Below are 25,581 nucleotides of genomic sequence, written 5' to 3'. Positions count from 1 at the left end.
TGTCAATTGCTTGACGGTTCGTTTCTTTTACCCAGTCAACTTTCTTATTTCTAAGAAGTTAACCGCTTCTTGTACTACTTGTCTGTTTATGTAAAATCTTTCAAAGAACTCTTTCTTTAATCGCTAAGAGAAACCGTATTTCTCAAAAGCGAGTGCAAAAGTACTAACAATTTTTCATTCCACCAAATCTTTTCGCAAAAAAGTTGCTTTCTTAGTCGGTTTTTAACATCTATAAAGACTTTGCGCAATCGATTTTTTGTGTATACATTATTATATATATGCATGCGTGCGCTTGCGTGCATATGCGCTAGTGCGCGCACATGATAAAATTATGGTATAACTCAAATCATGCTTAGTTTTAGACAAAAATAGAAACAGAAAGATGAATTTTCCTCCGATATTTTTTGTCTATTCACATATTTATATTACTTTTGCAGCAGAATTACATAAGAAGCATTAAAACAAGAACAAGCATCATGAAAAGATTTACGATTATCATTTCTTTCATTATGCTCACCTTCATGCCGCTCATGGCACAGGTGAAGCAGACCGTTGCCGTTCTCGGTGACTCGTATTCCACTTTCGAGGGGTTCATTCCTAAGGGTTATGCCACCTGGTACTCACCTACTACTCCACCAGAAACTACAGATGTAAACAAGGTTGAGCAAACTTGGTGGTGGCAAGTTATCAAGGAAGGAGGCTATAAGATGGGAAATATCAATTCCTATTCTGGTGCTACCATCTGCAACACTGGCTATCGTGACGAAGATTATACCGACCGTTCTTTCATCACCCGAAGTTCTCTTCTTGGCAATCCGGATATCATCCTGATTTGCGGTGCTACGAATGACAACTGGGCTGATGCCCCGCTCGGCAACTATCAGTATAGCGACTGGAAGCGCGCAGATTTGTATTGTTTCCGCCCAGCCATGGCCAAGCTGCTTTCAGATATACGACAGCATTATCCTAATGTAGAGGTATATTTCATCTTAAACTCTGAACTCAAGGATGTAATCAATGAGTCGGTTAAAAAGATCTGCAACAAATATCAGGTTCCTGTCATTGCTCTTCATGATATTGACAAGAAAAACGGTCACCCTACTATCAAGGGAATGAAAAGTATTGCTGACCAGGTTCTGAAAGTTATAAAAAAGTAAAGAAATAATAAGGTTTAAATAGATAAATGATAGATTCAATACAAAACATTTTAGTTCAGGTTAGCGATTTCCTTTGGTCGTATATCATCATCACCGTCTTGATATGCTGTGCCCTGTTTTTCACTTGGCGTACTCGTTTCGTCCAGTTCCGCCTTATCAGAGAGATGATCAGGCTGCTGATTCATCCCGACAAGGTACAACCGGAAGAAATAGGACACGATGAACTGTCGATGGAGGTGAAAGTGGATGGCGAAATGAAACACATTTCTTCCTTCCAGGCTTTTGTGGTAGCATTGGCTAGCCGTATTGGCACCGGTAACCTTGCCGGTGTGGCTACTGCTATCAGCATCGGTGGTCCGGGAGCAGTATTCTGGATGTGGATGCTGGCTTTACTGGGCTCTGCATCCGCTTTCATAGAATCAACTCTCGCCCAACTTTACAAGCGAAAAGGCAAAACATCTTTCTATGGCGGACCGGCCTATTATATGAAGTATGGTTTGAGAAAAGGATGGATGGGTATTCTTTTTGCCGTGCTGATGATCATTACCTTCGGCTTTGCCTATAATTCTGTGCAGAGCAATACTATCTGTCTGGCATGGCAGAAGGCTTTTGGCATCGAACCTGCCACCATGGGAATTGCCCTCACTGTACTCACCCTGCTCATCATCTTCGGTGGCATCCATAGAGTGGCTAAGTTCTCTTCTACCGTGGTTCCTGTGATGGCTGTCGTTTATCTTCTGATAGCTGTAGGTGTTGTTGTTTGGAATATCACCAGTCTGCCAAAGGTTCTGTTTACCATTGTTGAGAATGCTTTCGGATTCAATCAGGCTGCTGGCGGAGTTCTTGGCGTTACTGTGATACAGGGTATCAAGCGAGGTCTGTTCAGTAATGAGGCAGGTGAAGGTAGTGCACCGAATGCAGCTGCGGTAGCTACAGTCAGTCATCCTGTAAAACAGGGATTGATACAGGCTTTGGGTGTTTTTACAGATACGTTGGTGGTATGTTCCTGCACCGCATTCATTATCCTGGTGAGCGGTGTGGATCTTACGGCTTCAAATGGAATTCAACTCACCCAGGATGCCCTAACCCACGAAATCGGAAACATCGGCAATCCGTTTGTTGCGGTAATGATATGGCTGTTTGCCTTTAGCAGCATCATCGGCAATTATTATTATGGAGAAACCAACGTGAGATATATCAGGGACTCCAAGCTGGGTGTATTTGTCTATCGTCTTGCTGTAGCAGCAATGGTGATGGTCGGAGCGGTAGTATCACTGGATTTTGCATGGAGTTTTGCAGATATCACGATGGCTCTTCTCACCCTCTGCAATCTCGCAGCCATCGTCCTGCTTTCCCGTCAGGCCGTCTTCCTGTTGAAAGACTATCGCCAACAGAAGAAGGAAGGTAAGAATCCTGTATTCACCAAGGAAAAGATGCCAGAGATTGCAGATAAACTGGAAGCATGGTAAAGTTACAATGATGGATTTTCAGTAGGTGAAAATCTATCCTTCATACAAATCATCAACAAAATTCCCCGATACGAATCCTGCAGGAATACTGAGGATTCATATCGGGGAATATTTTTATGCACTAAACTATTTTATTTCTTATAGTAATCGTATAAGAAAGCATCAAGATAAGCACCACGCATGTTGGTCTTATAGAAATTGCCATCCTTATCTAGGATGAGACAGGCTGGTATACCATTGATGCCATACTCGCCCATCACCATACCGCCAAAACCTTCAGGATTGCGAACCTGTATCCAGGTCATTCCTTCCTTGGCCATTGCCTTTTTCCAGTCGGCATCTCTCTCATCTACGGAAATACTGATGATGTTGAAATCCTTGTATTTCTCGTGTACCTTCTTGAGATGTGGAATCTCCTGACGGCATGGACGACACCAGGAAGCCCAGAACTCCAACATGGTGTATTCACCCTTCTTGATAAGTGAAGAAAGCTTCACCTGCTTGCCCTCAGGAGTGACAACGGTACCATCGATATAATGGTTGCCGATAGCTGTATGCTTTGCCATCTCTGCCTGCATCTGCAGCATCGGATATTGTGCAGAAGAACTCCAGTCGTTCTTCAACCAGCCCATCATCTCGTCAATCTGCTGAGAGGTATATGGGGTTGGTAAAGAAGAGAAACTCTCGAGAAGCAAGTCGAAGGCTACCAGAGAAGTGGTATGCTGCTGAATAAACAGACTGGTCTGATGGCGCATTTCCTCCTGCAACTTGATGGCTTCCTTGGCAAGGGCTACACGCTGTGCCAAATCGGTAGTCTGGTTGATACTATCATCCATCTTGTGCATCTTGTCCTGAATAGGTGACATCAGCTCAAGATAAGCCTGATAAATATCCTGAGTGGTAGAGCCCTTTACAACAGGCTCTATCATACTCATGTCACGCTCTGCAGGGAAACCGGTAAGATCTACATCGTAGGTCATCGGCTTATTCTCTACATAGACTCTTGTTGAGAATATTTTCTGATAGTCAGGCTCAGCTGTACCAGGCTTGTTCATATCAATAACCATCTGATACTGCTCAGGCTGGTTAACTACCCCCTTGAGGGTGAACTCACCATTCTTGATTGTAACACTATCCAGATTGGTAACACCTTCCAATCCATACTTCTGCAACATGACAGAACAGCCGTCCACGTTACCTTTAACCTTACCTTTCATCTCAAAATTCTGCGCACTGGCAGCCATTGCAAGTACAAGACCGACAAGTGTCATCATGCAAGTTTTCATTTTCATCTTATTCATTTTTTCTCGATATTATTTATTATATAATGTTTATTGATTCACATATTCCGGATTCTGAACCAGAAGATTATTGGCTCCCATAGATGCCTTTGGTATAGGAAGAAGATATCGGCGGAAGCTAGGAAGTTCAGCTTTCTCATCTTCTGTCCAACTCTCGAAACCACCCTGACGGTTATAACGGCAAAGATCGAACCATTCTTCCAGATTTTCGTTACTCATATCACACAACTTATGCTTGAGAATTTCACCCAGAAGATCACTATCGGCAATAGCGTTCACATCGTCCTCAGTATATCCAGCACGTTCGATGACTGTAGCCAAGAGCGTACGAGCCTTAGCATACTGACCCTGACGAGCCTCTGCTTCGGCTGCGATATAATAGACTTCGGCAAGGCGCATGAAATAATAGGAGTCAGCATAGAACATTTCAGGAGTCAACTTGTTATATTTTCCAATACCGTTCATGGCATCTCCCTTATAGGCCCATGTATATAGCGCATCGTAGGAAGCTGCATCATCTTCACCTGGAGGGAATGGGAAATCGCCACCATCACCACCAGGGATAACTACGCCTCCATCACCGCCTGGGATGACTACTCCACCTTCGCCGCCTGGAATAACAACACCACCATCGCCAGAAGCACTACCATCTGAAGAACCATCAGGATCAGGAACAACAACGTCCCCACCATCTCCTGGGTTTGGAATAACAATATCTCCACCTGTTTCATCATCTGGAACTAAATCATCTGCCACCTTCTTGAGGAGTGAACCTGGAGAAAACATATACCAGTTTGAGTCCATCAACTCACTTGGATTGGCTGTATAAGGAGCAAAGAGCATCTCCTGAGAATTAAACTGTTCGTCGAAGATCTTGGCATAATCGCTTTCCAAACCATAACCAGCTGCTTCAGCCCCACTGATCACTTCCTCTGCCAGTCTTGCAGCTTCAGCATAATTATCCTGAGCCATATACATTTTGGCTTTCAAAGCCCTGGCGAAAACAGAACTCATGTGATAATGATCTGCCGGATGCTGTTCACAATGGGCGATGGCATAATCGAGATCATCAGATATCAACTTGTAAGTTTCAGCCACAGAAGAACGCTTGCGTGGTTGGTTATCTCTTACCAGTTCGTCCTGGAAGATGCAGACACCATATGGTGAATCCTGCTTCCAATATTCTCCGAAGCACTTCAGCAGAGTAAGGTAAGCCAAGGCACGCTGGCAACGAGCCTCTGCAATCATCTCTGTACGTTTCTCCTCGCTCAGTCCTGGTATATTCTTGTTGATATGTACCAGGAAGGTATTGGCCGTATTAATCACATTGTAGTAGGCGGTATAAGCCGTCTCCACATTACTGTTATTGGTCTCGATATTCTCGGCAGCAAACTCATCCGCCCCCATTGCCATCGCCTGAGTCTGGGTATGAGCCATAGACGACATTCCATAGCGCAGGTAAGATACACCCGTGCTGCGCCATGAGGCATAGACACCATTGAGCGCTGTCTGTGCTGTTGAGACATCAGTGATATAATTGTCATCAGTAACCACATGTTCTGGTTCGATGCCGTCGAGGCTACCTATCAGGTCACACGATGTAAGAGTCAGTGCTGTGGCTGAAAGGAGCGTAAGAAATTGAAATCTTATATGTTTCATAATCTACAGTCTTTGTATGAGTTAGAATTGTAATTTCAAACCGATAGAGAAAGAACGGCTCATTGGATAAACGTCCTTGTTCTCTGTTGTCTTTAAGAAGGCATTTGTTGCCGACATGTCTGGATCCAAACCTGGCCAGTTAGTAATGGTAAACAGGTTGGTGGCTGTGAAGAACACAGATGCTCCGCTGATGTGCAGGCGCTCCAGAAGAGATGGCTCGAAATTATAGGAGAGCGTGATATTTCTCAGACGGAAGTATGAGTTGGAATATACATAGCGGTAGTTGGTGTATGTATTGCTCATGCTTGTTGGCAGCCATACCAGCTGGGCATACTTGGCATCCGTACGGTCCGGTGTCCATGTATTGCCATACATTTCTCTCAGAATACTCTGGCCCAGACTGCCGGCAGCAGATTCCTGCATAGTACCGTAGTATGCATGACCTCCAAACTGATACTGGAAGAGCATTGACAGGGTGAGGTTCTTATATGATAAGGTATGTGACCAACCTCCGAACACCTTTGGCTCCGGATTGGCGATAGCCGTACGGTCTGCCTCGGTAATATACCCGTTGCCATCTGTATCCACAAACATATAGTCGCCTACGTGAGCACCATCCTGATAGAAATCATATCCGTTTGCCTGTGCCTGAGAATTCAGTTCATCAATCTGTTTCTGACTCTGGAAAATACCAGCCACCTTGTAACCCTTCACGGTTCCCATCGCATGACCTTCCATGTAGAGATCCTGGTGCATCATGTCGAGTGTAGAACCATTGAGCTTGGTTATCTTATTCTTGTTGGATGAGATACTGAGCATCGTATTATAGGTGAAATCCTTGGTGCGAACCACATCTCCTCCGATAGAGAACTCGAAACCATTATTGGTAAGGTCGAGAATATTGCTGTAGAATGTACCGATACCAAACTCCAAGGCGATAGGAGCTGGAGCCAAGGCGCCATCTGTCTTACGGTGATAGATATCAAAGCTACCGTTCAGTCTGCCATTGAAGAACGAGAAGTCAACACCGGCATTGTACTCTGTAGTCATCTCCCACTTGATATCCTTGTTAGGATAAGTAGTGGCTAAGGTAATGGCACTCTGTCCACCATAGATATTGGAGTTGAAATACTGGATGTAAGAGAAGTCGGATACATTGGTGGAACCAGTCTTACCCCAACTCAAACGGAACTTCAGATCATCAATATCTCTTACAGATTCCAGGAAAGGCTCTTGATTGATGCGCCAGGCCAGAGAAACTGCAGGGAAAGTACCGCGCTTGTTACCCGGTCCAAATTTTGATGACTCATCGGAACGAAGACTGAAATCAAGCAGATAACGTGAGAGGAAATCATAGCTCAAACGGCCATAGAGGGAATTGAGTCCACTCTTGGAATAAGTCTCCATAGGCTTGTTGACGGTAGTTGCAGAACTGGCATTGTTGAGCACATCGTCATTAGGGAATCCGCTGTAAGCCTGGTCGTGTTCCTTGCTCCAGTATCTGTCAGCACTATAACCAGCCATCACGTCGAAGCGATGGTCGTCAGTAATCTTGAATTTATAGTCAGCACGGAAGTTGATAGACGTATTCGTGTTGCGATAGTTAGCCTCTGCGAGCGTAGAAGTTGGTTCTGTCTCATACTGTTCCGGCAAGGAAACTTTCGGAGAGAAATAGCTGTTGCTGAAGATGAAACGGGATATGTTGGCATCAGCATGGAGGGTAAGACCTTCAATAGGCTTGATGTCAATATAGGCATTTCCGGAGAACTGGTCGTTCTCATACTGGGTCTTTCTCTGGAGTTTGCCCACCGGACTTGCATCCATATAGCTACTTGTATATTCGCCAAACTTATCTACTCGATTCAGATTACCGTCTGCATCGCGTACGGTCAGGTCTGGGCGACTCTTCCATGAGTCGTTGTCATAACCCAATGCAGGATCGTTGCTTCCGCTCTTGCGAGAAGAGTAGGTATAGTCGAGCACACCACCCACGGTGATATACTTATTGATTTCAGAATCCAAAGAGAGTCTCGCACCATATCTTTCCATACGGTCATTGATGAGCAGACCTTCCTGGTTCATACCGTTGAAGGAGAATGAATAGTTGGTCCTGTTGCTGCCACCTCTGATGGCTACATTATACTGGTGAGTAGGCGCATTCTTGTTGATCACCTCCTTAGCCCAGTTGGTATTCGTCGTACCAAAGAGACTCTCATTGAGTCCATTATATGTATAGACACCCGTCTCGGCATTATATCCGATGTTACCAAATTGACTTAGATAGTCGGCTACGCCATATATACCTACCATCGAACTGCCGTCATTCATGCCGTCTACAGTATTACGCAGAATCTCGTCCTGCACATTCTTGTATTCAGAAATGTTCAATGGCTTATAGTTCTTGATAGGATTACTGAACGAGAATGTGTAGCCGAAATCTACCTTGGTCTTTTCATTGCGCTTTCCGTTCTTGGTCTTGACAATAACGACACCATTGGCTCCACGTGATCCATAAATCGCAGTAGCTGCGGCATCTTTCAGCACATCAATACTCTCAATATCGTTTGGTGAGATATTGATGAGCGGGTTGATGCCGGTATCCTCCATAAAGGTAGGAACGCCATCAATGACATAAAGAGGCTGGTTGTTGTTACCTTTACCCGATTTAGGATAAGGAGATGTAATACCGCGGATGTTTAACTTGAGAGATGAACCAGGCTCACCATTTGCGGTAGTAGCCAATACGCCCTTTACAGTACCCTGAAGAAGACCATCGAGGGTTGGTGTGGTAGCAGCCAACTTGCTTATCTGTTCCTGACTCACGGTAGAGATAGCGGTAGTTACATTCCTACGGCTCTTGCTGCCGTAACCGATGACAACGAGATCATCCAGCGCAACATGATCCAACTCCAGCATCATGTTTTGCTCTTTTACGCCACGAAATTCAATACTCTTCGATTTGTAACCAATGCTGGAAAATACAATTTTAGGATGCGCCATAGATGGAAATTCCAGTATGTAGTTACCATCAGCATCAGTGATAACACCATAGCTTGTGCCTTCGATCTGCACCGTGACACCTACCAGAGGATTTCCCTCGGAATCAATCACTCTTCCTTTTACAAAGGTATGACCTTTTTCTTGCACATTTTCAATACCAGCCGCAAAACTGGTATGAACTGGAAGGGCTGCCTGCACAAAGCTGGCTGAAGTTGCTGCCAAGAAAAGCAACAAGCTTTTTTTCTTCTTCATAATAACTGAATGTTAGTTAAACTTCATGTTCATGGCACAAAAGTATAAAAAATATCTAAAACTGTAGCATCATGTTACAAAATTAACTTATTTTATACACATATTCCTGCATTTTCTCCTATTTTCCTTACATTTTCCCGGTTTTTAAGTCTTTTTCTCTAAAAAAATGCTATCAGTAAGCGTTCAAATCAAACAAAGTGTATTCTGTTCTCCGTAATACATTATTTAAAGAGGATTCCATAGCTTTTGTGTTATGGAACCCTCCCCTACTCTACTTAGAGTATCATTTCTTCATATTCCAGTCCGAAGACATCCGCTACGGCCTTGAATACCACCTTTCCATTTACGATATTCAAACCCCTATACAGGGCTTTATCCTCCTTGCAGGCCTTTCGCCAACCCTTATCAGCAAGCGCCAATGCATATTTCAGCGTAGCATTGGTCAAGGCTGTAGTAGAGGTATTTGGAACAGCACCAGGAATATTAGCAACTGCATAATGAACGATTCCATCGACCATATATGTCGGCTCAGAATGTGTGGTTGGATGCGATGTCTCGAAACAGCCACCCTGATCGATTGCTACATCAACAAGTACAGTTCCTGGCTCCATCAATTTCAACATATCTTTCGTGATAAGATGCGGCGCCTTATCGCCTGGTACGAGCACACTACCCACAACGATATCCACATTTGGCAATTCTCTACGAATATTATGCTCGTTGGAATAGAGCGTGTGTACATTGATAGGCAGCTCCATCTCTAACTGACGAAGACGAGGCAAACTGATATCTGTAATCCATACATCAGCTCCCATTCCTGCAGCCATTCTTGCTGCAGCTTCTCCTACGGTTCCGCCGCCCAATACCAAAACCTTGACGCGGTTCACACCAGGTACACCACTCATCAGTTTTCCTTTTCCTCCCTTTGTCTTCTGCAGATAAAAAGCACCATTAATAATGGCCATTCTTCCAGCTACTTCACTCATCGGAATGAGTAAAGGCAAATGGTGGTTATCTGTCTCCACAGTCTCGTAAGCCAGACAGACAGCACCACTCTTGAGCATGGCATCGGTAAGTTCCTTGTCACAGGCAAAATGGAAATAAGTGAATACAAGCTGGTCTTGATGGATAAGTGGATATTCCTCAGCGATAGGCTCTTTCACCTTTACTATCATTTCCGCCTCACGATATACACTCTGAATGTCGGGTAAGATTATGGCTCCTACCTTTTCATACGCTTCATCAGCAAATCCGCTGTTCTCTCCAGCCGTATGCTGAACCATCACTTCGTGACCATGTCGAATGAATTCTGCTACTCCTGCTGGTGTCATTCCAACACGGTTCTCATTATTCTTAATCTCTTTTGGAATACCAATTTTCATGATGTTATAGTTTTAAAGGTTCGACATCAGTTTAACTCTGTAAAGATACTGAAATTTTCAATAGGTTGTATGCACTTAGAGGAAAAATTAACATATCTTATACAAACTATCCTGTCGAATATACGTATTTTAGTTTATTAGGCAATTAGACTAAACTAACATTCTAACTTTATATATGATAGATATTCTACAAAAAGGATAATTAAAATGCTGAATTATAAAGTGTTAACATGTTAGGTTTGTAATATACATGCTTATCTTTATCTCGCCAATCATTAGATTATTATAATTGCTGGCAATTGGTATATTTGTTTAATCGTATTTTTATTTTTTTCATCTATTCTAACATTCGTTTTTACGGCTATTAGTTTATTGGTTCTTAGGTTTATATGACTATACGTAGATATGTTTATTCATATATTAGTATAGTCATATATAAGTATAATCATTTATTAGTATAGTAGTCTATACAAATATATGTTTAACAGAATATAAGTATATAAGTTTAATCAATTTGTCCGTCTATTAGAATATTCATATTTTCGTTTAGTAGCATATTCGAAGTGATGCTTATTCTTCATGAAGATTGTTAGAAAAGTATAAAAAAAAGGATATTTACAAAGAAATAGGAAGATAAATTCTTTTATATCAACTATTTTGGCTATTTTTGCAACCAATATTAGAACTAAAGAACATTAGATAATCCAGAAATAAGACTTTTAGTCTTTCCGAATGAAAGAATATAAGTCAATCCGTTTATTCTAATTGCCAGCAATTCTAACATAAGTAAATTGTATTAAACAATAACGTGAAATAAGGAAAAAAGAAATATGAAACATGAACTACAGGAAATTGTTGCAGTAGTGAACAACAAGGGTGGAGTAGGCAAGACGGCTACTGTGCAGTCTCTGGCTTCTGGCATAGTCCGGTTGAATCACAATCTCAGGGTTCTGGTAATAGACTTAGACCCACAATGCAACCTCTCTTCGCTTTTCGGAGTGAGAGATAACGAATATGATAACATATACAACGCCATGTGCAAACAGAGTGGTGTGCCAGTCTACAAATGTAAAAATGGAGTATATGCAGTTCCAGGATCCGCTCAGATGGAAAATATAGAACAACACCTTCCAGGAGGCCCTTCACTGAGAGAACAGATGAAGAGCTACACGGTATTACTGGGATGCTTGCAAGACAACGATTGCCATGACATGACAGGAGAAGGACTGAAAAACGTATTTGATGATTTCGACTACATTTTCATCGACTGTCCTCCAGCACTTTCCAAGAACACTTATAATGCTTTGGTTGCAGCGAGCAAGATTTTGATTCCAGTACAGATGGAAGCATTATCTGTCAAGGGAGTAAGTGAAGTACTCAGCGTAATGGATGAAGTGAAAGAGTTCCACATGAACGATAATTTGGAATTACTTGGACTCCTGCCAGTTATGGTAGATGAACGAACCAAGATTACCAAGCAGTTGAGCAAACTTTTAGGCGAAAAACATGGCGACTTAATTCTGCCTTGCCGTATCCGACGCTCTGTAAAGTTCCTGGAAGCTCAGGCACACGGACAAAGCATATTCGAATATGCACCTTACTCAAGTACAGGTATCGATTACGAAATTGCTATCAAGCGCATGTTCAACATCAAAATCTAATCTTAGTAGGGTAGGTTGAAACATGTAATAATAAAACAAAAGAAGATAAACTTATAAAATATAAGAATTATGGCTGTAGCAAAAAGAAATTTAGAAGAAATTGGTGAGTCTCTTGAAAATATGGGTATGAACGACCGACCAAGTTTATTAAACACAGAAATGGCAAAAAGCGAAGAGGATAAAAATATATCTAAAGGTGGTCGCAAGAGAAAAAGTTACTGGACTGCAGAGGAAAGACGCACTAGAACGAGTGTGGCTACATATCTTAACAAGGAAGAACTCCTTCTCCTGAAGATGAAATGCCTCTCAGATGACATCCCACAGGAAAACCTGCTCTACAATATCCTGATGGATTACTTGAAAAAGTAAGCAAACAAAAAGTAGTTATTAAAAGGGTGAAAACCACAAAACTGTTTACCTAAAAAAGCGCTAAGCTTAAAAATAAGGTATAAGTTCCTACAAAAACCACATTTTTGTTTACCAAAAGAATGATAATTATAGATTATTCTTTATAATAAATTATATATTTCTTATTTATTACAGATAGCATAATAGCTTGATTAATAATGAGTTATGTTTGAAATGGTAAATAGAAAAGTGGTTTTAGGTAAATAGGAATATGGTTTATGGTAAATAGCTTGGTGGTTTCGGGTAAATATTTATGTGGTTTTAAGTAAATAAAAAAGTGGTTTTAGGTAAACAACTTTGTGGTTTATGGTAAACAGAAATGTGGTTTTTATATGAGTGAACCAAAAGGAAACAAGAATCTGGTGTGGATTAACACACCTTTTTCGCTGACAAAATTGGATAAGCAATATACATTATTGCAACAAAACATATTGATGGTTGCAAGTACCCATCTGCAGAAGTATGTTGAAGAGTATTTTACCGAGAAGAGAGTGCTTGGAGATGCACGCTCCGACTATCTTTTCGAGAAAGGAATAGAGCATGCTGTTATGGAGATTCCGCCCATCAAAATAGACATCAAGGATTTTCAGGTATCAACGGAGTTTCATAATTATAAGAATCTGCGTGATACGCTGAAGAACGATATCCTCAACCTGTCGGTGCGTGTAAAGACGGATAGCAAGACAGAGAAGATACAGCACGTATTTTCAAACATCGAGATTCCGACAACGCAGAAAGGCTATACAAAGAGCGATGGTGAGAAAGTAGAACGCATCAAGGGTGAAGTAATACTTGAGATAGATCCAAAACTCACTATGAGCCTTTTTGACATGCGTCAGGGATATATTCACCATATCTCCATGATTGCTAAATATTCCAAGAAGGTGAATACACCTCGACTCTATATATATCTGCTTCGTCAGATGGGACTAGACAAGAGCTTGGATGTTAAGGTTGAGTTTTTGCCGATGAAACAGTATTTGGGTCTGGTAGAACTTGATGAACATGGCAATATTCTGCTTGACGACAAGGGGGAGCCTGTGATGAATAAATATCCTAAATTCTCGCAATTCAGAAAACAGGTACTCGATGTGGTAAGGGAAGATCTCAACAGAATGGCTAGTCGCAGTGAGACAGATATCGTATTTGATGAATTTTCTGAAGAAGACTTTGTTTATCGGAACGGAAAGCATAAGGGAGATCCTGAATATGTTATCTTCCATATCAAGCGGACGGATGTAGGTATCAATCATATCGGAGATAAAGATGCAGATATTGCTCGTCGTCTGAATGAAAAAATAAACCGTAATAGGGGAAAGAAAACATCTGATGATGCCACGCAGCAGGGAGATCTTTTTGCGCATGTATATCAGAATCCTGACAAGAAGATAGAAGTAGACACGACTCAAGGTTTTGAGCAATGGAATCAGTTTATTTCGATGGTACAGGATACCAGTCAGCAAGCCCTGTTGGGCAGATGCAAATTCATAGGAATCAAGAATGACAGATTCTGTATTGCTGCTAGTGATGATGATTTTGCTGCTTTGAAAACGTCGGGTCTTGAAAGGCTGGCACAAGAATTTTTTGACTGTGTCGGTTCATTCATGCCTGTATTCTATAGAGGCTAAGCAGAACAAGAAAGCAGAAGAGGAAGTAGGGGAGTACCGTACTTCCTCTTTTTGATATATAAAACCACATTTCTGTTTACCTACTTTTAAGAATGGCTTATTATCATAACCACAAAACTGTTTACCTAAAATGTCATGTATATAATTCATTCCATTTTGAGGTTATATTAATTATTTACCAAATCCCATGTTATAATTTGATATGTAATAAGTTATATCATTTTTATATCAGTCTTTTATTCTTAGGTAAACAGTTTTGTGGTTTCTGGTAAACAAAATAGTGGTTTCAGGTAAACAGTTTTGTGGTTTTTATCTTGATAAGATACTATTTTTTATCTTATTCTATTTGAAATCAGGCATCTGAGTATAATTTGAATATGTGTATAACTATCAGTATATTAGTATGTTATGTAAAACGCCTAAAGGAGTTGTCTAGACTTTTTGATTTTTTCTTTAGTAGTAACTGAATAAGAATTTAAAAACCACAAAACTGTTTACCTGGCAGAACGTTCATCGATTTTTCTCATAAACCACATTTCTGTTTACCTGTTTTTCTCATGAATTTAACTAGGTAAAAACCACATTTCTATTTACCTAAAGAGGAGCAACTGCTTTTTACTAGGATAGGTAAACAGTTTTGTGGTTTTAGGTAAACAGAATAGTGGTTTCAGGTAAACAGTTATGTGGTTTAGGTAAATAGAATAGTGGTTTAGGTAAACAAAAATGTGGTTTGTGCTACAAAATGCAGTGATTTTTGGTAAACAACTTTGTGGTTTATGCGTAGTTTTTGGGTTTTAGGTAAACAGTTTTGTGGTTTTCTCCTTATAGAGAATCAAATTCTTAATTGTCTAATTGTAGAATTGACTAATTGCCGGAAAAACTACAAGTAAGTTTCTTTTTAGGTTATTATTTTGCCATTGAACTGCTTTCAAGTAAGTTCTCACCGCATTCACAAGTTCTATGATGGTTATACCAGTCATGGCCCAACGTGAAGCCAGAACCATCAGCTTTTTGAGGTCAGGAATGAACTGTTTGCGCCTGATGGAAAACTCTTGCAAACTTTCAAGAAAAAATAGTGCCAAGAAAATCCAATGGTCTTTTAGCCTTTGGATTTTCTTGGCACAAAATTTAGCCTTAATCTGTTTCCTTATGTTTATGTAAACGGCTAATTATCTTGTAGCCTCTTCCGTATCTTTTGCCTTTTATTCCAATCAGTCCACCATTATAATAATTCAGAACTTCATTTTTATGGAGTCTTGATAGGGTGGTGTTGAAACAGTTTATCTTGAGAGTAGGATAGAGTTGCATAGTCTTATCAATAAGACTCTCTTTGGTTTGCGGGAGGGACTCCTCTGTTAAGACTTTTACCATCGTAGATGCCAAAGAAGGTTTGGAATTATCTTTCAGGATAGTCTTTTCTTTTTTCTTTTCCTTCTTCTCCTTCTTATGGTTATCTACAGTTGGAGTGGCAGTCTTTTTCTCTTCCTTCTTTGCCTGTTTGGCAAAGGATTCCGCATTGATGTCAAGCTTCAGTCCCAGAATTTCCGAAATGATGTTCTTGAGGACATAGATGAACAACTCGCTGTCTTTACTCTTGAGTGAGGTCTCTTGTTTCCAGTAGCGACTCTTGAAAGCAAGTTGGGTCAACTCTTCAATCTCCTGTTCAGAAATATCTTCTTTGTTAGCGAGACGTGCATTGGCCACATTGAGGAATGAAGCAAAGGAGAAGGTGGAGAATTGACTTGGAATTACGTATGTGAAAATATGATTGTTTTCTCCCTTTGCTGAAGGATGTTTGAGATTAATCATACTCATCCCTTTTACCAGAGCAATTAAAAAAGCCATGCTGGCGTATGAGAGATTTGTATTTTCAACCTCACAGATTCCTTTATAGTCGAGGTTCTTATCCGAGATAAAGTTCATGGTAAAAATACCATAGTTAGTCCATTCTGTAGAATGGAGCAACTGCTGGAGTGTGGGATCTTCCGGTGCACCCAAGCCTCTGTTAACGCTATCTATATAGCGACGCATTGTTTCTACTTCTTCCCATTGGAGAAGTGAATCATCTCCCGGCTCATGGTTTCTGATGCAGCCGATGGTTCCCAGTCTGATAACATCAGCAGAAGTTGAAGTTCGCAGGTGATTTGCGAGCTTGGCAAATAAATTAGGCATCCAGTCGAATTCATCAACCGGTGAATCTATATAATCTTCCTGATAGTGATTGTTATCAGTAAAATCTAAATCTTGATACATGCTATATTTTGTAAAAAATTGAATTCAAATCTTTCATTTGCAAAGGTAAGAAAAAATATTCTATTCTCCAAATTTTTGGCTAACTATTTGAACATCAGAGTATATTTTATGGTTTTGTTTGCTGAAAAATCACAAAAAATGGTCTTACTTGTAAAAAAAGACCGACTTTTTAATAGTTTACAGGTCAAAAGGTGAGAAAGACTCTGTATTGATGTTTTCGAGAACCGCAGGGATGGAGTCATTAAGGTAGCGATATTTCCGGGTTAAACTAGAGAGAGGGTGTGCAATTAAGTCTGGATAATTGTTGGCGCATAACAGTTGACCAACGCATGCACAACAGGTGTTGTGCATGTGCATATCAGCTGTGATGCAAGCGCACAACAGCTGTTGTGCGACCGGAGATACTAACTGTCTCAACAACATATCCTATCTTTTCCAACAACATATCTTATCTCTTCCAACAACAAGAAGAGGGTGAGTCATAAGTCCATGACACACCCTCTTTTTCGTTTCTTTATCGATTTTCTTCATCAGATTACGCGGAGTTAACGGAACATTCTTGCTTCACGGATTACGCACGGAATTTAAACGGATTTGGCCTTACGGCCATTGGGCTAGCGCCGTATAGGCTGGCTTTTTCCAGCTTTAGGGGGTATCGCCACGACCGTCAGGTCGAGTTTCCGTTTAAAATCCGTGAGTAATCCGAGGAAGGCGGTTAAGGTTCCGTTTATTCCGCGTAATCCGATGAATAATGACACACCCTCTCTTGTTAAAATGCAATGTTCTGTAAATATTAAGCTTTACTGCCAGGAATGGCAGAAGCAACACCTTGGTGCATCATACGCGATTTTTCCTTAGCCAAGGCTTGCATGTCTACAGCCACATCGTCTTCATCTACGATTTCTACGCCAGTCATCGTTTCGATTACGTCTTCCATGGAAACCACTCCTCTCAGACATCCGTATTCATCCACGATGATAGAGATGTGTTCTCGTTTTTCCAACATCTTTTCCCATATCTGGTATAGAGATTCATCCTCGTTGAAGGAAAGAATAGGACGCATCAGCTCGGATAATCTGGTTTGGAACTCATCGTCTGAAACCAATTTGAGAACCATATCTTTCAATACGTATCCCACAATGATATCCTTGTTGTTGTCATAAACGGGAATGCGTGAGAATTTCCATTCTTTCTGTTCGTAAAACTCCTTGGTAGTCAGATTCATGTTGGCTGATTCTACTACGATGGATGGAGTCATCACCTCCTTGGCCTTTACTCCTGCCAGGCGAATGCAGCTTTTGATGATCTTGCTTTCCGATTCGCGGAAGATGCCTTCAGTAGTACCTACGTCTACCATGGCCGATACCTCTTCGCGACTCACGGAAGCCTGGTGGTTCTTCGGAGTAAATACCTTAGTGATAAGTTCCGAAAGCAGTACCAAAGGATAGGTGATAAAGATGAGCACACGGATGATCTTGGTAGATGTCATGGCAAGAGAGCGCCAATATGAAGCTCCGATGGTTTTCGGGATGATTTCTGAAAGTACCAGAATCAACAGAGTGAGAATGGCGGAAATGATACCGAAGTATTCTTCGCCAAAGAGTTTCATAGACTCGGCTCCTACACCGGCAGAACCGATGGTGTGGGCGATGGTGTTGAGCGAAAGGATGGCACCCACCGGACGGTCTACGTTATTCTTATACTGTTTCATCAGTGAGGCAGTCTTGCTGCCTTGATTCTCCTTCATCGAGATAAACGACATCGGAGTAGAAAGTAATACCGCCTCCAGGACGGAGCATAAAAAGGATAGTGACAGAGCACCTAAAAAATATAAAATGATTAAACCCATGTAATTTTAAATTCGTTAATAATATGTTATCTCAAGCAAGATAGATATTATTTCCGAAGGCTACAGTTGAGGATGTAATGGGGAACATTACATCTATGTTTATCCAATATCAGTGTATTTATAAGTCTCATCACAATATGTTTCAATTTTCTGCAAAGATATAGATAAAAATACGAATTTACAATGTTTTTGTTGAAAATTAAATTGTTTTAATATGATTTTGGTAAATTTGTGTAGAAGTATAAAAAAATCTAATTTTAACAATAATATAATGTATAATTCATCAAGTATTTATGAATATTAGGTATTTTTGCAACCAGCATTTAGAAAATTGATTCAATATGAAAAAGAAAATACCTATCATTCTCCTTAACTTTACCGGCGTATACGAATTGGAGGCATTTGCCTCAAATAAGAATATTATTCATGTAGATTGCCGGGACATGAAAGGGGTAGACTGCTATTGTGACGAAGAGGGTAGGGAGGAACTGCATCGCCGATTGGCTCCTTTTCCTGCCAAAGCCGTTCATTTCATAGATTCCGGAGATTTCCATTATCTTACGGAATATTGGGTGTCAAGAATTCATGAACCTTTCTCGCTCATAGTTTTCGACCATCATCCGGATATGCAGCAACCGGAATGGGAGGGTGTTGTGTCATGTGGCGGTTGGGTGAGAGATGTTTTGGAGAAGAACCCGTTTGTCAAACACATTATCATTGTGGGGGCATCGGACGAGTTGATAGCCCAGGTGCCTGTTCACTTAAGAGAGAGGGTGTTGTTCTACAGTCAGGCAGAGATAGACCATCACCAGGCTTGGCCGTCGAAGGCAGGTAAACTTATACATGAGCCGGTTTACATATCCATCGACAAGGATGTATTGAGAAAGCAGGATGCCATCACCGACTGGAGCAATGGAGATATGACACTTATGCAGCTCCAAGCCGTGCTTCGCATCATCTATGCCCATGAAAAAGTGATAGGGATAGATATCACAGGCGAATGTTCTGCTACGCTTGACTATTTCTCTGAGTTGGAGGATGCAGAGATTAACAACGAGGCAAATGAAGAATTGTTAAGGATGATTCTGGAGGAGAACCATCCTTAGCCTTCTTAAGCGTAAGCTTGAAGAATACGGTCTAGCTCGTCGAGTTCTTCCTCCTTTGTTGCCCAGCTTGTCACGAATCGGCAGATGATTTCATGTTCGCTCTTTCTTTCCCATATCTCGAATGCTACTTTTTGGGAAAGGGCTTCGTAGAGGGTAGGTGAGAGTACTACAAACTGCTGGTTGGTTGGAGAATCGTAGGCAATGGTGATACCATGCTTTTCGAAGATGCTGCGGATGCGGGTAGCCATAGCGATGGCATGGCGCGATATCTTGAAATAGAGCTCATCCGTAAACAGTGTGTCAAACTGGATGCCGAGCATTCTGCCCTTGGCAAGCAAGGCTCCATGACGCTTCACGTTGGTGAAGAAGTATTTCGGTGCCTTCATGCCCGAGAATACCACAGCTTCTCCCATCATGGCACCCACCTTGGTTCCGCCGATATAGAATACATCACAATGTTTTGCAAGGAATGGCAAGTCATAGTCGCATGCCGCTGAAACCAGACCGTATCCCAGTCGTGCACCATCGATGAAGAGACGGAGGTCATATTTCTGGCAGGTTTCATACAGCGCAGCCAGTTCTTCTCTGGTGTAGACCATTCCGAACTCAGTCGGCATCGAGATATAAACCATGCCTGGCTGTACCATGTGAGGATGCGATTCGTCGGCTAGGAAGGTATCCATATAGGCTGACAGGGTGCCGGTTGTCAGCTTGCTGTTTTTTCCTGGCAGGGTAATGACCTTATGCCCGAAAGCTTCTACTGCTCCTGATTCATGTACCTCGATATGACCGGTTTCCACACAGATTACTCCTTCGCATCCCATGAGGACGGAGTCGATAACGGTGGTGTTGGTCTGCGTACCGCCTATCAGGAAGAACACTTCTGCATTCTCATTGTCCACTGCCTTGCGGATTTTCTCTTTTGCAGATTCTGAGTATGGATCAAAACCATAACCAGATGTTTTATCACTGTTAGTCTTGACAAGAGCTTCTAGAATCTCTGGCAGCATACCATTGTTGTAATCACTTTCAAATGAAATCATATTCTTAATATTACGTGTTTTAATTTAAACTAATTGCAAAGGTAATGATATTTGCTAAAATGTGAGTAAAATAACTATTAATTAATCAAAAATAGCCCTATTTCAGGTATAAGTGATCATTATACAGATGTCATGTTCCGTCAGTTGACCAGGCTTATTTTTTTTTACAAAATCATGATTTAAATCCTCTGAAAATCACGAATTTCCGCTCGGAAAATATTTCTTGAAGAATATTGGAAATATGGCGAGATTCGTAATCGTCAGATATTCAACGTGTTATAAATCCCACTAATTTCTTCGGAAATCCGGAATTCTGTAGTCGTACAACTATAACCCCTATAGTTGTACGACTATAACTCCAGAGTTGTACAACTATAGCCTATATAGTCGTACAACTGTAGCCTTACGGTCGTACAACTACAGGTGATTCGTCTTGCAGAGAGCAAGTAATACGCTATCAAACCAAAAGATTTTTATCATCATGACCTTCTAGATTGAAAATACGGAAATTGCGATAATTAAGAAACAATATTTGACACCCGCATATTTCCGTAGTACAAATTCCAAACTGATATATACGTACCGCCTATTTACCATAATCACCCTTAGAAAAATGGGAAAGTACTAACCAAGAAAAATCTCAGGAACTTATAATTTTTTATAAAAAGAATATTATATAGGACCTTTTCTTGCGTAATCTGGAAATTTTAGTTACCTTTGCACGAAAAGCACTACTTGGCATGAAAATTCAAGAAGTAATGAAATGATTTGTGTTCTTCAGCGACCCAGATGGTTTGCCGATAGAACTGTATGAAAAATAATAATTTAAATTAATACAATGAACATCAAGTCAATAGGTAGTAAAATCAAGGGAAATCCTAAGATGGTAGAGGGTACGGTATATTCCATGCTCATCATCTGTAGCATTTCCCATTTCTTGAATGATATGATTCAGTCGATTATCCCTTCCATCTATCCGATTGTGAAGGATAAGTTCGACTTCTCGTTTGCACAGATAGGTATCATCACGCTGGTCTTCCAGATGACATCTTCCATCCTGCAACCTTTCACAGGACTTTATGCCGACAAGCATCCCCGTCCCTATGCTCTTTCCCTCGGCATGTGCTTCACCTTGGTGGGCTTGCTCCTGCTGGCTTTTGCCGAGAATTATTTTCTGATTCTCCTGGCTGTGAGCGTCGTAGGTCTGGGCTCATCCGTGTTTCATCCCACAGCTTCAAGAGTGGCACAGATGGCATCGGGAGGCAAGAAGAGTCTGGCACAATCTATCTTTCAGGTGGGCGGCAATGGCGGATCGGCAGTAGGTCCGCTGCTGGCTGCCATCATCATCCTGCCTTTCGGACAGCATGCCATCTCCTGGTTTGCCCTTGCAGCCCTCCTCGCTGCCATCATCATGGTAAGATTGGGAGTCTGGTACAAGGCACGACTGGCTTACGTGGTGAACCATCCGCAGAAACAACCGCTTCTCAATACCCATATTTCTAAAAGGGTGAAGTATTGGGCACTGTTTATCCTCATCATGCTCGTGTTCTCCAAGTATTTCTATACGGCATGCATCACGAGCTACTTCACCTTCTTCCTGATGGATAAGTTCGGAGTTTCGGTACAGACTTCACAGCTGTGTCTCTTCGTGTTCCTTGCAGCCTTTGCCATAGGAACTGTGGCAGGAGGAATGCTGGGTGACAAGTTCGGCAGAAAGTATGTCATCTGGTTTTCCATTCTGGGAGCAGCACCTTTCGCCATCGCCATGCCTTTCGTCAACTTCACGTGGACCATCATCTTTACCTTCCTGTCAGGATTGATCATTGCCTCGGCTTTCTCTTCCATCGTGGTATATGCCACCGACCTGATGCCAGATAAAGTAGGACTGATAGCCGGCATTTTCTTCGGACTGATGTTTGGTTTGGGAGGTTTGGGCTCTGCTTTCTTCGGCTGGTTAGCAGACAAGACGAGCATCGAGTTTATCTTCCAGGTGAGTGCCTTCCTGCCATTGCTCGGCATCATAGCAGGATTCTTGCCGAATACACAGAAGAAAAGCGTTGAAGAAACGGATGAAAACGCAAAGTAAATGAAAGACTAAAATGATAAGAGAATATTAACAAATGGAACAAGAAGAAAAGAAACAGAAATCTCAAGCTGCAGAGAATCAGGCATCCTGCTCGTCTCTGCAGCCAGTTGAACCACATCCTTTTATTTCTGTCATACCGCTGGCAGTACTTATAACCCTCATCGTCCTGGTTGTCAAAATCTTCCCTGATGATGCCCTGGCTGGTGCCTCTCAGGTGGCCCTCATGATAGCCACAGCCGTTTGTGTAGCACTCGGTATGGGCATCTATAGGATGAAATGGAATATCTTTGAAGAGATGATCAAAAAGACCGTGGGCGATGCCGGAGTATCTATCCTGATCCTGCTGCTCATCGGAATGATGTCAGCTACCTGGATGATCAGTGGTGTGGTACCTACATTAATATATTATGGTGTACAGATCATGTCGCCAACCTTTTTCCTTCCCTGCGCATGCATCATCTCCAGCATCATTTCTGTGATGACGGGAACCTCATGGACCACTATTGCCACCATCGGTATTGCTCTGATGGGAATCGGTGATGCCCTGGGAATACCAGCCCCTTACACCGCTGGAGCTATTATCTCCGGTGCCTATTTCGGGGATAAACTCTCGCCAATGAGCGATACCACCGTCCTTGCTTCGAGTATAGCCGGAGCGGATCTCTTCTCACATATCCGCTATATGCTCTATACTACCATACCAAGCATCCTGCTCTCGCTGGTACTTTATCTCATCATCGGACTCTGTTATGATTCCCATCCAGTGGATATCAGCCAGTATCTTACCGGTCTGAGTCATGGTTTCAATATCTCCTTGTTTACGATGCTGGTTCCGGCTTTTACAGGATGGCTCATCTACCGCAAGACTCCATCTCTCATCACACTTCTTCTTTCAGCCCTTTCAGCATGCATCTGTGCCCTCATTCTCCAGCCGGAAGTACTTGTAGGGATAGCAGGTGAAGACAGCATCTCTGCCAAAAGCCTCTTTGAAGGAATCATGACCACCTGCTATACCCATACCCAGGTAGATTGCGGCATGGCTAACATCAATGATCTCGTAGCCACCCGAGGTATGGCTGGCATGCTCAATACCATCTGGCTCATCCTCTGTGCCATGTGTTTCGGTTCATGTATGGTAGCCAGCGGCATGCTCCACGCCATTACCCACATGCTCCTGAAAAGCATCCACAGCACCGTATCACTTGTCTGCAGCACCGTGACATCAGGTGTCTTGCTCAATCTCGTTATGGGTGACCAGTTCCTGAGCATTATTATGAATGCATCTATCTACAAGGATGAGTATGCCGAACGAGGCTATCGTCCGGAACTCTTGAGCCGAAGTACAGAGGATAGCGCTACCGTAACGAGCGTATTGGTTCCATGGACAGCCTGCGGTATGACGCAGAGTACGGTTCTTGGTATCCCGACACTTGTCTATCTCCCCTTCTGCTTCTTCAACATCATCAGTCCTTTGATGAGTTGTCTGGTTGCCATCCTTGGCTTCGTACCCAACCCACGACCCAGGGAAAACAAAGCATCTGCAGCGCAAGAGTCTGATATCCATTAATATGAATAGGAGATTCATAGATATAGGAGGCTAATTTTCATTTGATATCTTGCCAATCTATACCATCATCGACATGATAGAGACTGTAGAATAACCCATAATATAATGAAAGAGAGTCCTTTAAAAAACCGGACTCTCTTTTAATACTGAGCTCCTTTAAACCAGTCCGCTTAAATCAATGGAATATTTGGTAGGCAGCTTCTGCTCCTTCTTGATAAACATCAGCATGTAAATAGGGAGATAAGTGATTTTTCCCACCTTCTTCACATTATCATTACACAGCACATAGGCTTTAGAAATCTGATAAGTTGTTGAGTTCACCACATTCGTAAGCGCTTTGTGACGCTCATAATCCTTGCCCGATTTAACCTCTATCGGCAACACCTCACCATTTTGCTCTATCACAAAATCCAGTTCACCCTGGCGCTTGTTGTTATAATAATACAACTGGAAACCGTGCGCCCAGAGCTCTTGTGCTACGGCATTCTCATATACCGAACCAAAGTTGATGGACGGTTCGTTATCCAAAATCTTCAGTTGAATGCCATCCGCATAAAGACTTGCCAAAAGACCAATATCTGCCATAAACAGCTTGAATAAGTTTCTGCTGCTCGACAAAATCAACGGCACAGTAGGCTCCTCAACATTATATACCGGCAAAGCTACACCGGCATCCTTCAACCACAAGAAACTGTTCTGATAACGTGCAAACTTGATGTTTTCATTCAGGTTCTTCAATATGAAACGCTTGTTCTTGGCATCAAGCTCAGCAGGGATCCTGTCAAAGATTTCCTGAATATACAATTTATGGTCAGGGTCATATTTCGCTATATCCTGCTTATAGAGACGTATGATAGCCTGCTGCTCTGCCATTACATCTTGCAGATTATTGGTAGCCAGATATTTATCAACAGCTGCAGGCATTCCACCTACTATAAGATAAAGGCGGAATACCTCCATCATCTTTTCATGGATGAATTCATCTACAGCAGTCCCTTCCGTAAAATGTTTCCTCAAAGCATCTATAATTCTATCGTTGATACCAACTGCAGTAGCAAACTCCTCCAAATCAAGAGGATACATATCTTTCACATCCATATATCCCACTGGTGCAGAACGGAGATTCTTGATCTCCACACCCAATAGGCTACCGCTTAAAACATAGCGATAGCTCCCCTCTTCCACCAGAAATTTGATGGCAGTTACGATTTCCGGGCATTCCTGCACTTCATCAAAGAACACAAGGGTACTGCCCTTGATCAAATCCTGGCTGGTCACAGTGGAGAGACGCAACAAGATGTCCTGACTATTCTTCGCCTTGCTGAAGACCTTTACCAAGCCTGGATTTTCGATGAAGTTGATTTCTATGAATCTTTCAAAATGTTCATGACCGAAACGACGGATAGAATATGTTTTTCCTATCTGTCTTGCTCCTGTCAACATCAAAGCTTTCTTATTCGCTTCGAAGAAATCAGCTAAATATCTGTCTATCTTACGTTTAATCATATCCTTGTCCCCTTTTCTATTATTAAACGGACGTATTTTGTCCGCTTTTCCATGGCAAATATACGATAATTTGTCCGTTTTTCCAAGGTATTTACGCATCTTTTTGTCCGTTTTTCCAAATTTTAACAGTTTCCCTTGTAGCAGTTCCCCAAAGTGGACACAAAAAATGATTATTAATTATTTATATTTTTAAAAGTACACATATCTATCAAATTTCGTTCCTTTTCATTTGCAAAAGTAGACAATCTCATCCA

The 25,581-nt window shown here is 41.8% G+C and carries 16 protein-coding genes; 8 read left to right on the top strand and 8 right to left on the bottom strand.

All coding sequences use genetic code 11. The features are described 5' to 3' along the window. The first annotated feature begins 476 nt into the window (after positions 1 to 476). The gene (locus NNC77_RS14770) at positions 477 to 1,157 is read left to right on the top strand and encodes an SGNH/GDSL hydrolase family protein (RefSeq protein ID WP_006848162.1); all 681 of its coding nucleotides are present in this window, start codon (positions 477 to 479) and stop codon (positions 1,155 to 1,157) included. A gap of 26 nt (positions 1,158 to 1,183) precedes the next feature. Then, the gene (locus NNC77_RS14765) at positions 1,184 to 2,626 is read left to right on the top strand and encodes an alanine/glycine:cation symporter family protein (protein ID WP_254971590.1); all 1,443 of its coding nucleotides are present in this window, start codon (positions 1,184 to 1,186) and stop codon (positions 2,624 to 2,626) included. 131 nt (positions 2,627 to 2,757) lie between these two features. Here the strand turns inward: NNC77_RS14765 and NNC77_RS14760 are convergent, their stop codons facing one another. From NNC77_RS14760 to ald, 4 genes are all read right to left on the bottom strand, one after another. Beyond that, positions 2,758 to 3,927 (bottom strand): thioredoxin-like domain-containing protein, encoded by a 1,170-nt coding sequence (locus tag NNC77_RS14760; RefSeq protein WP_254971589.1) that lies wholly within the window; start codon positions 3,925 to 3,927, stop codon positions 2,758 to 2,760. 30 nt (positions 3,928 to 3,957) lie between these two features. After that, complete coding sequence (locus tag NNC77_RS14755) at positions 3,958 to 5,586, bottom strand: RagB/SusD family nutrient uptake outer membrane protein (RefSeq protein WP_254971588.1); 1,629 nt, start codon at positions 5,584 to 5,586, stop codon at positions 3,958 to 3,960. A 21-nt stretch (positions 5,587 to 5,607) separates the two neighbouring features. Beyond that, positions 5,608 to 8,838 (bottom strand): SusC/RagA family TonB-linked outer membrane protein, encoded by a 3,231-nt coding sequence (locus tag NNC77_RS14750; protein WP_254971586.1) that lies wholly within the window; start codon positions 8,836 to 8,838, stop codon positions 5,608 to 5,610. Between the two features lie 275 nt (positions 8,839 to 9,113). Beyond that, the gene (gene ald, locus NNC77_RS14745) at positions 9,114 to 10,220 is read right to left on the bottom strand and encodes an alanine dehydrogenase (protein WP_254971584.1); all 1,107 of its coding nucleotides are present in this window, start codon (positions 10,218 to 10,220) and stop codon (positions 9,114 to 9,116) included. Positions 10,221 to 11,050: 830 nt separating this feature from the next. On the opposite strand from ald, the gene NNC77_RS14740 reads away from it, so the two are divergent. The 3 genes from NNC77_RS14740 (at position 11,051) to NNC77_RS14730 (ending at position 13,917) form a co-directional block, all read left to right on the top strand. Beyond that, positions 11,051 to 11,881, top strand: a complete 831-nt coding sequence (locus NNC77_RS14740; RefSeq protein ID WP_006848166.1) for a ParA family protein — start codon at positions 11,051 to 11,053, stop codon at positions 11,879 to 11,881. Positions 11,882 to 11,950: 69 nt separating this feature from the next. Beyond that, the gene (locus NNC77_RS14735) at positions 11,951 to 12,250 is read left to right on the top strand and encodes a hypothetical protein (RefSeq protein WP_006848167.1); all 300 of its coding nucleotides are present in this window, start codon (positions 11,951 to 11,953) and stop codon (positions 12,248 to 12,250) included. A gap of 371 nt (positions 12,251 to 12,621) precedes the next feature. Continuing rightward, on the top strand, positions 12,622 to 13,917 hold the full coding sequence (locus NNC77_RS14730) for a RepB family plasmid replication initiator protein (protein ID WP_147347470.1): 1,296 nt from the start codon (positions 12,622 to 12,624) through the stop codon (positions 13,915 to 13,917). 1,134 nt (positions 13,918 to 15,051) lie between these two features. Here NNC77_RS14730 and NNC77_RS14725 read toward each other — a convergent pair. Continuing rightward, positions 15,052 to 16,170 carry a hypothetical protein gene (locus tag NNC77_RS14725; RefSeq protein WP_254971583.1) on the bottom strand — a complete coding sequence of 373 codons (1,119 nt, stop codon included), beginning with the start codon at positions 16,168 to 16,170 and terminating at the stop codon, positions 15,052 to 15,054. Positions 16,171 to 16,963: 793 nt separating this feature from the next. Next, the gene (locus tag NNC77_RS14720) at positions 16,964 to 18,019 is read right to left on the bottom strand and encodes a CNNM domain-containing protein (RefSeq protein WP_254971582.1); all 1,056 of its coding nucleotides are present in this window, start codon (positions 18,017 to 18,019) and stop codon (positions 16,964 to 16,966) included. A gap of 341 nt (positions 18,020 to 18,360) precedes the next feature. Here NNC77_RS14720 and NNC77_RS14715 point away from each other — a divergent pair, with 341 nt between their 5' ends. Beyond that, positions 18,361 to 19,125, top strand: coding sequence for an arginase family protein (locus NNC77_RS14715; protein ID WP_217326930.1), 765 nt, complete (start codon positions 18,361 to 18,363; stop codon positions 19,123 to 19,125). Between the two features lie 5 nt (positions 19,126 to 19,130). On the opposite strand, the gene NNC77_RS14710 is transcribed toward NNC77_RS14715, so the two are convergent. Then, a complete protein-coding gene (locus NNC77_RS14710; RefSeq protein ID WP_254971581.1) occupies positions 19,131 to 20,168 on the bottom strand; it encodes a threonine aldolase family protein in 1,038 nt (345 codons plus the stop codon). An 838-nt stretch (positions 20,169 to 21,006) separates the two neighbouring features. Here NNC77_RS14710 and NNC77_RS14705 point away from each other — a divergent pair. Then, a complete protein-coding gene (locus NNC77_RS14705) occupies positions 21,007 to 22,254 on the top strand; it encodes an MFS transporter (protein WP_117588116.1) in 1,248 nt (415 codons plus the stop codon). 34 nt (positions 22,255 to 22,288) lie between these two features. Then, entirely contained in the window at positions 22,289 to 23,821 is a 1,533-nt protein-coding gene (locus NNC77_RS14700) for a Na+/H+ antiporter NhaC family protein (RefSeq protein ID WP_254971580.1), read from the top strand. A 156-nt stretch (positions 23,822 to 23,977) separates the two neighbouring features. Here NNC77_RS14700 and NNC77_RS14695 read toward each other — a convergent pair whose 3' ends face one another. Continuing rightward, positions 23,978 to 25,327, bottom strand: a complete 1,350-nt coding sequence (locus tag NNC77_RS14695; RefSeq protein WP_153137184.1) for a DUF4143 domain-containing protein — start codon at positions 25,325 to 25,327, stop codon at positions 23,978 to 23,980. Positions 25,328 to 25,581 lie beyond the last annotated feature (254 nt).

It is taken from the genome of Segatella copri (assembly GCF_024330485.1).
Lineage (GTDB): Bacteria > Bacteroidota > Bacteroidia > Bacteroidales > Bacteroidaceae > Prevotella > Prevotella copri_L.
Note: the sequence above shows the minus strand (reverse complement) of the source record. Positions and strands in the feature narration are given on the sequence as shown.

Coding starts and splice junctions, on each gene's coding strand:
- NNC77_RS14750 (WP_254971586.1), bottom strand. CDS start 8,838: ATGAAGAAGAAAAAAAGCTTGTTGCTTTTCTTGGCAGCAACTTCAGCC.
- NNC77_RS14710 (WP_254971581.1), bottom strand. CDS start 20,168: ATGATTTCATTTGAAAGTGATTACAACAATGGTATGCTGCCAGAGATT.
- NNC77_RS14720 (WP_254971582.1), bottom strand. CDS start 18,019: ATGGGTTTAATCATTTTATATTTTTTAGGTGCTCTGTCACTATCCTTT.
- NNC77_RS14770 (WP_006848162.1), top strand. CDS start 477: ATGAAAAGATTTACGATTATCATTTCTTTCATTATGCTCACCTTCATG.
- NNC77_RS14760 (WP_254971589.1), bottom strand. CDS start 3,927: ATGAATAAGATGAAAATGAAAACTTGCATGATGACACTTGTCGGTCTT.
- NNC77_RS14730 (WP_147347470.1), top strand. CDS start 12,622: ATGAGTGAACCAAAAGGAAACAAGAATCTGGTGTGGATTAACACACCT.
- NNC77_RS14715 (WP_217326930.1), top strand. CDS start 18,361: ATGAAAAAGAAAATACCTATCATTCTCCTTAACTTTACCGGCGTATAC.
- NNC77_RS14705 (WP_117588116.1), top strand. CDS start 21,007: ATGAACATCAAGTCAATAGGTAGTAAAATCAAGGGAAATCCTAAGATG.
- NNC77_RS14755 (WP_254971588.1), bottom strand. CDS start 5,586: ATGAAACATATAAGATTTCAATTTCTTACGCTCCTTTCAGCCACAGCA.
- NNC77_RS14765 (WP_254971590.1), top strand. CDS start 1,184: ATGATAGATTCAATACAAAACATTTTAGTTCAGGTTAGCGATTTCCTT.
- ald (WP_254971584.1), bottom strand. CDS start 10,220: ATGAAAATTGGTATTCCAAAAGAGATTAAGAATAATGAGAACCGTGTT.
- NNC77_RS14740 (WP_006848166.1), top strand. CDS start 11,051: ATGAAACATGAACTACAGGAAATTGTTGCAGTAGTGAACAACAAGGGT.
- NNC77_RS14735 (WP_006848167.1), top strand. CDS start 11,951: ATGGCTGTAGCAAAAAGAAATTTAGAAGAAATTGGTGAGTCTCTTGAA.
- NNC77_RS14700 (WP_254971580.1), top strand. CDS start 22,289: ATGGAACAAGAAGAAAAGAAACAGAAATCTCAAGCTGCAGAGAATCAG.
- NNC77_RS14725 (WP_254971583.1), bottom strand. CDS start 16,170: ATGTATCAAGATTTAGATTTTACTGATAACAATCACTATCAGGAAGAT.
- NNC77_RS14695 (WP_153137184.1), bottom strand. CDS start 25,327: ATGATTAAACGTAAGATAGACAGATATTTAGCTGATTTCTTCGAAGCG.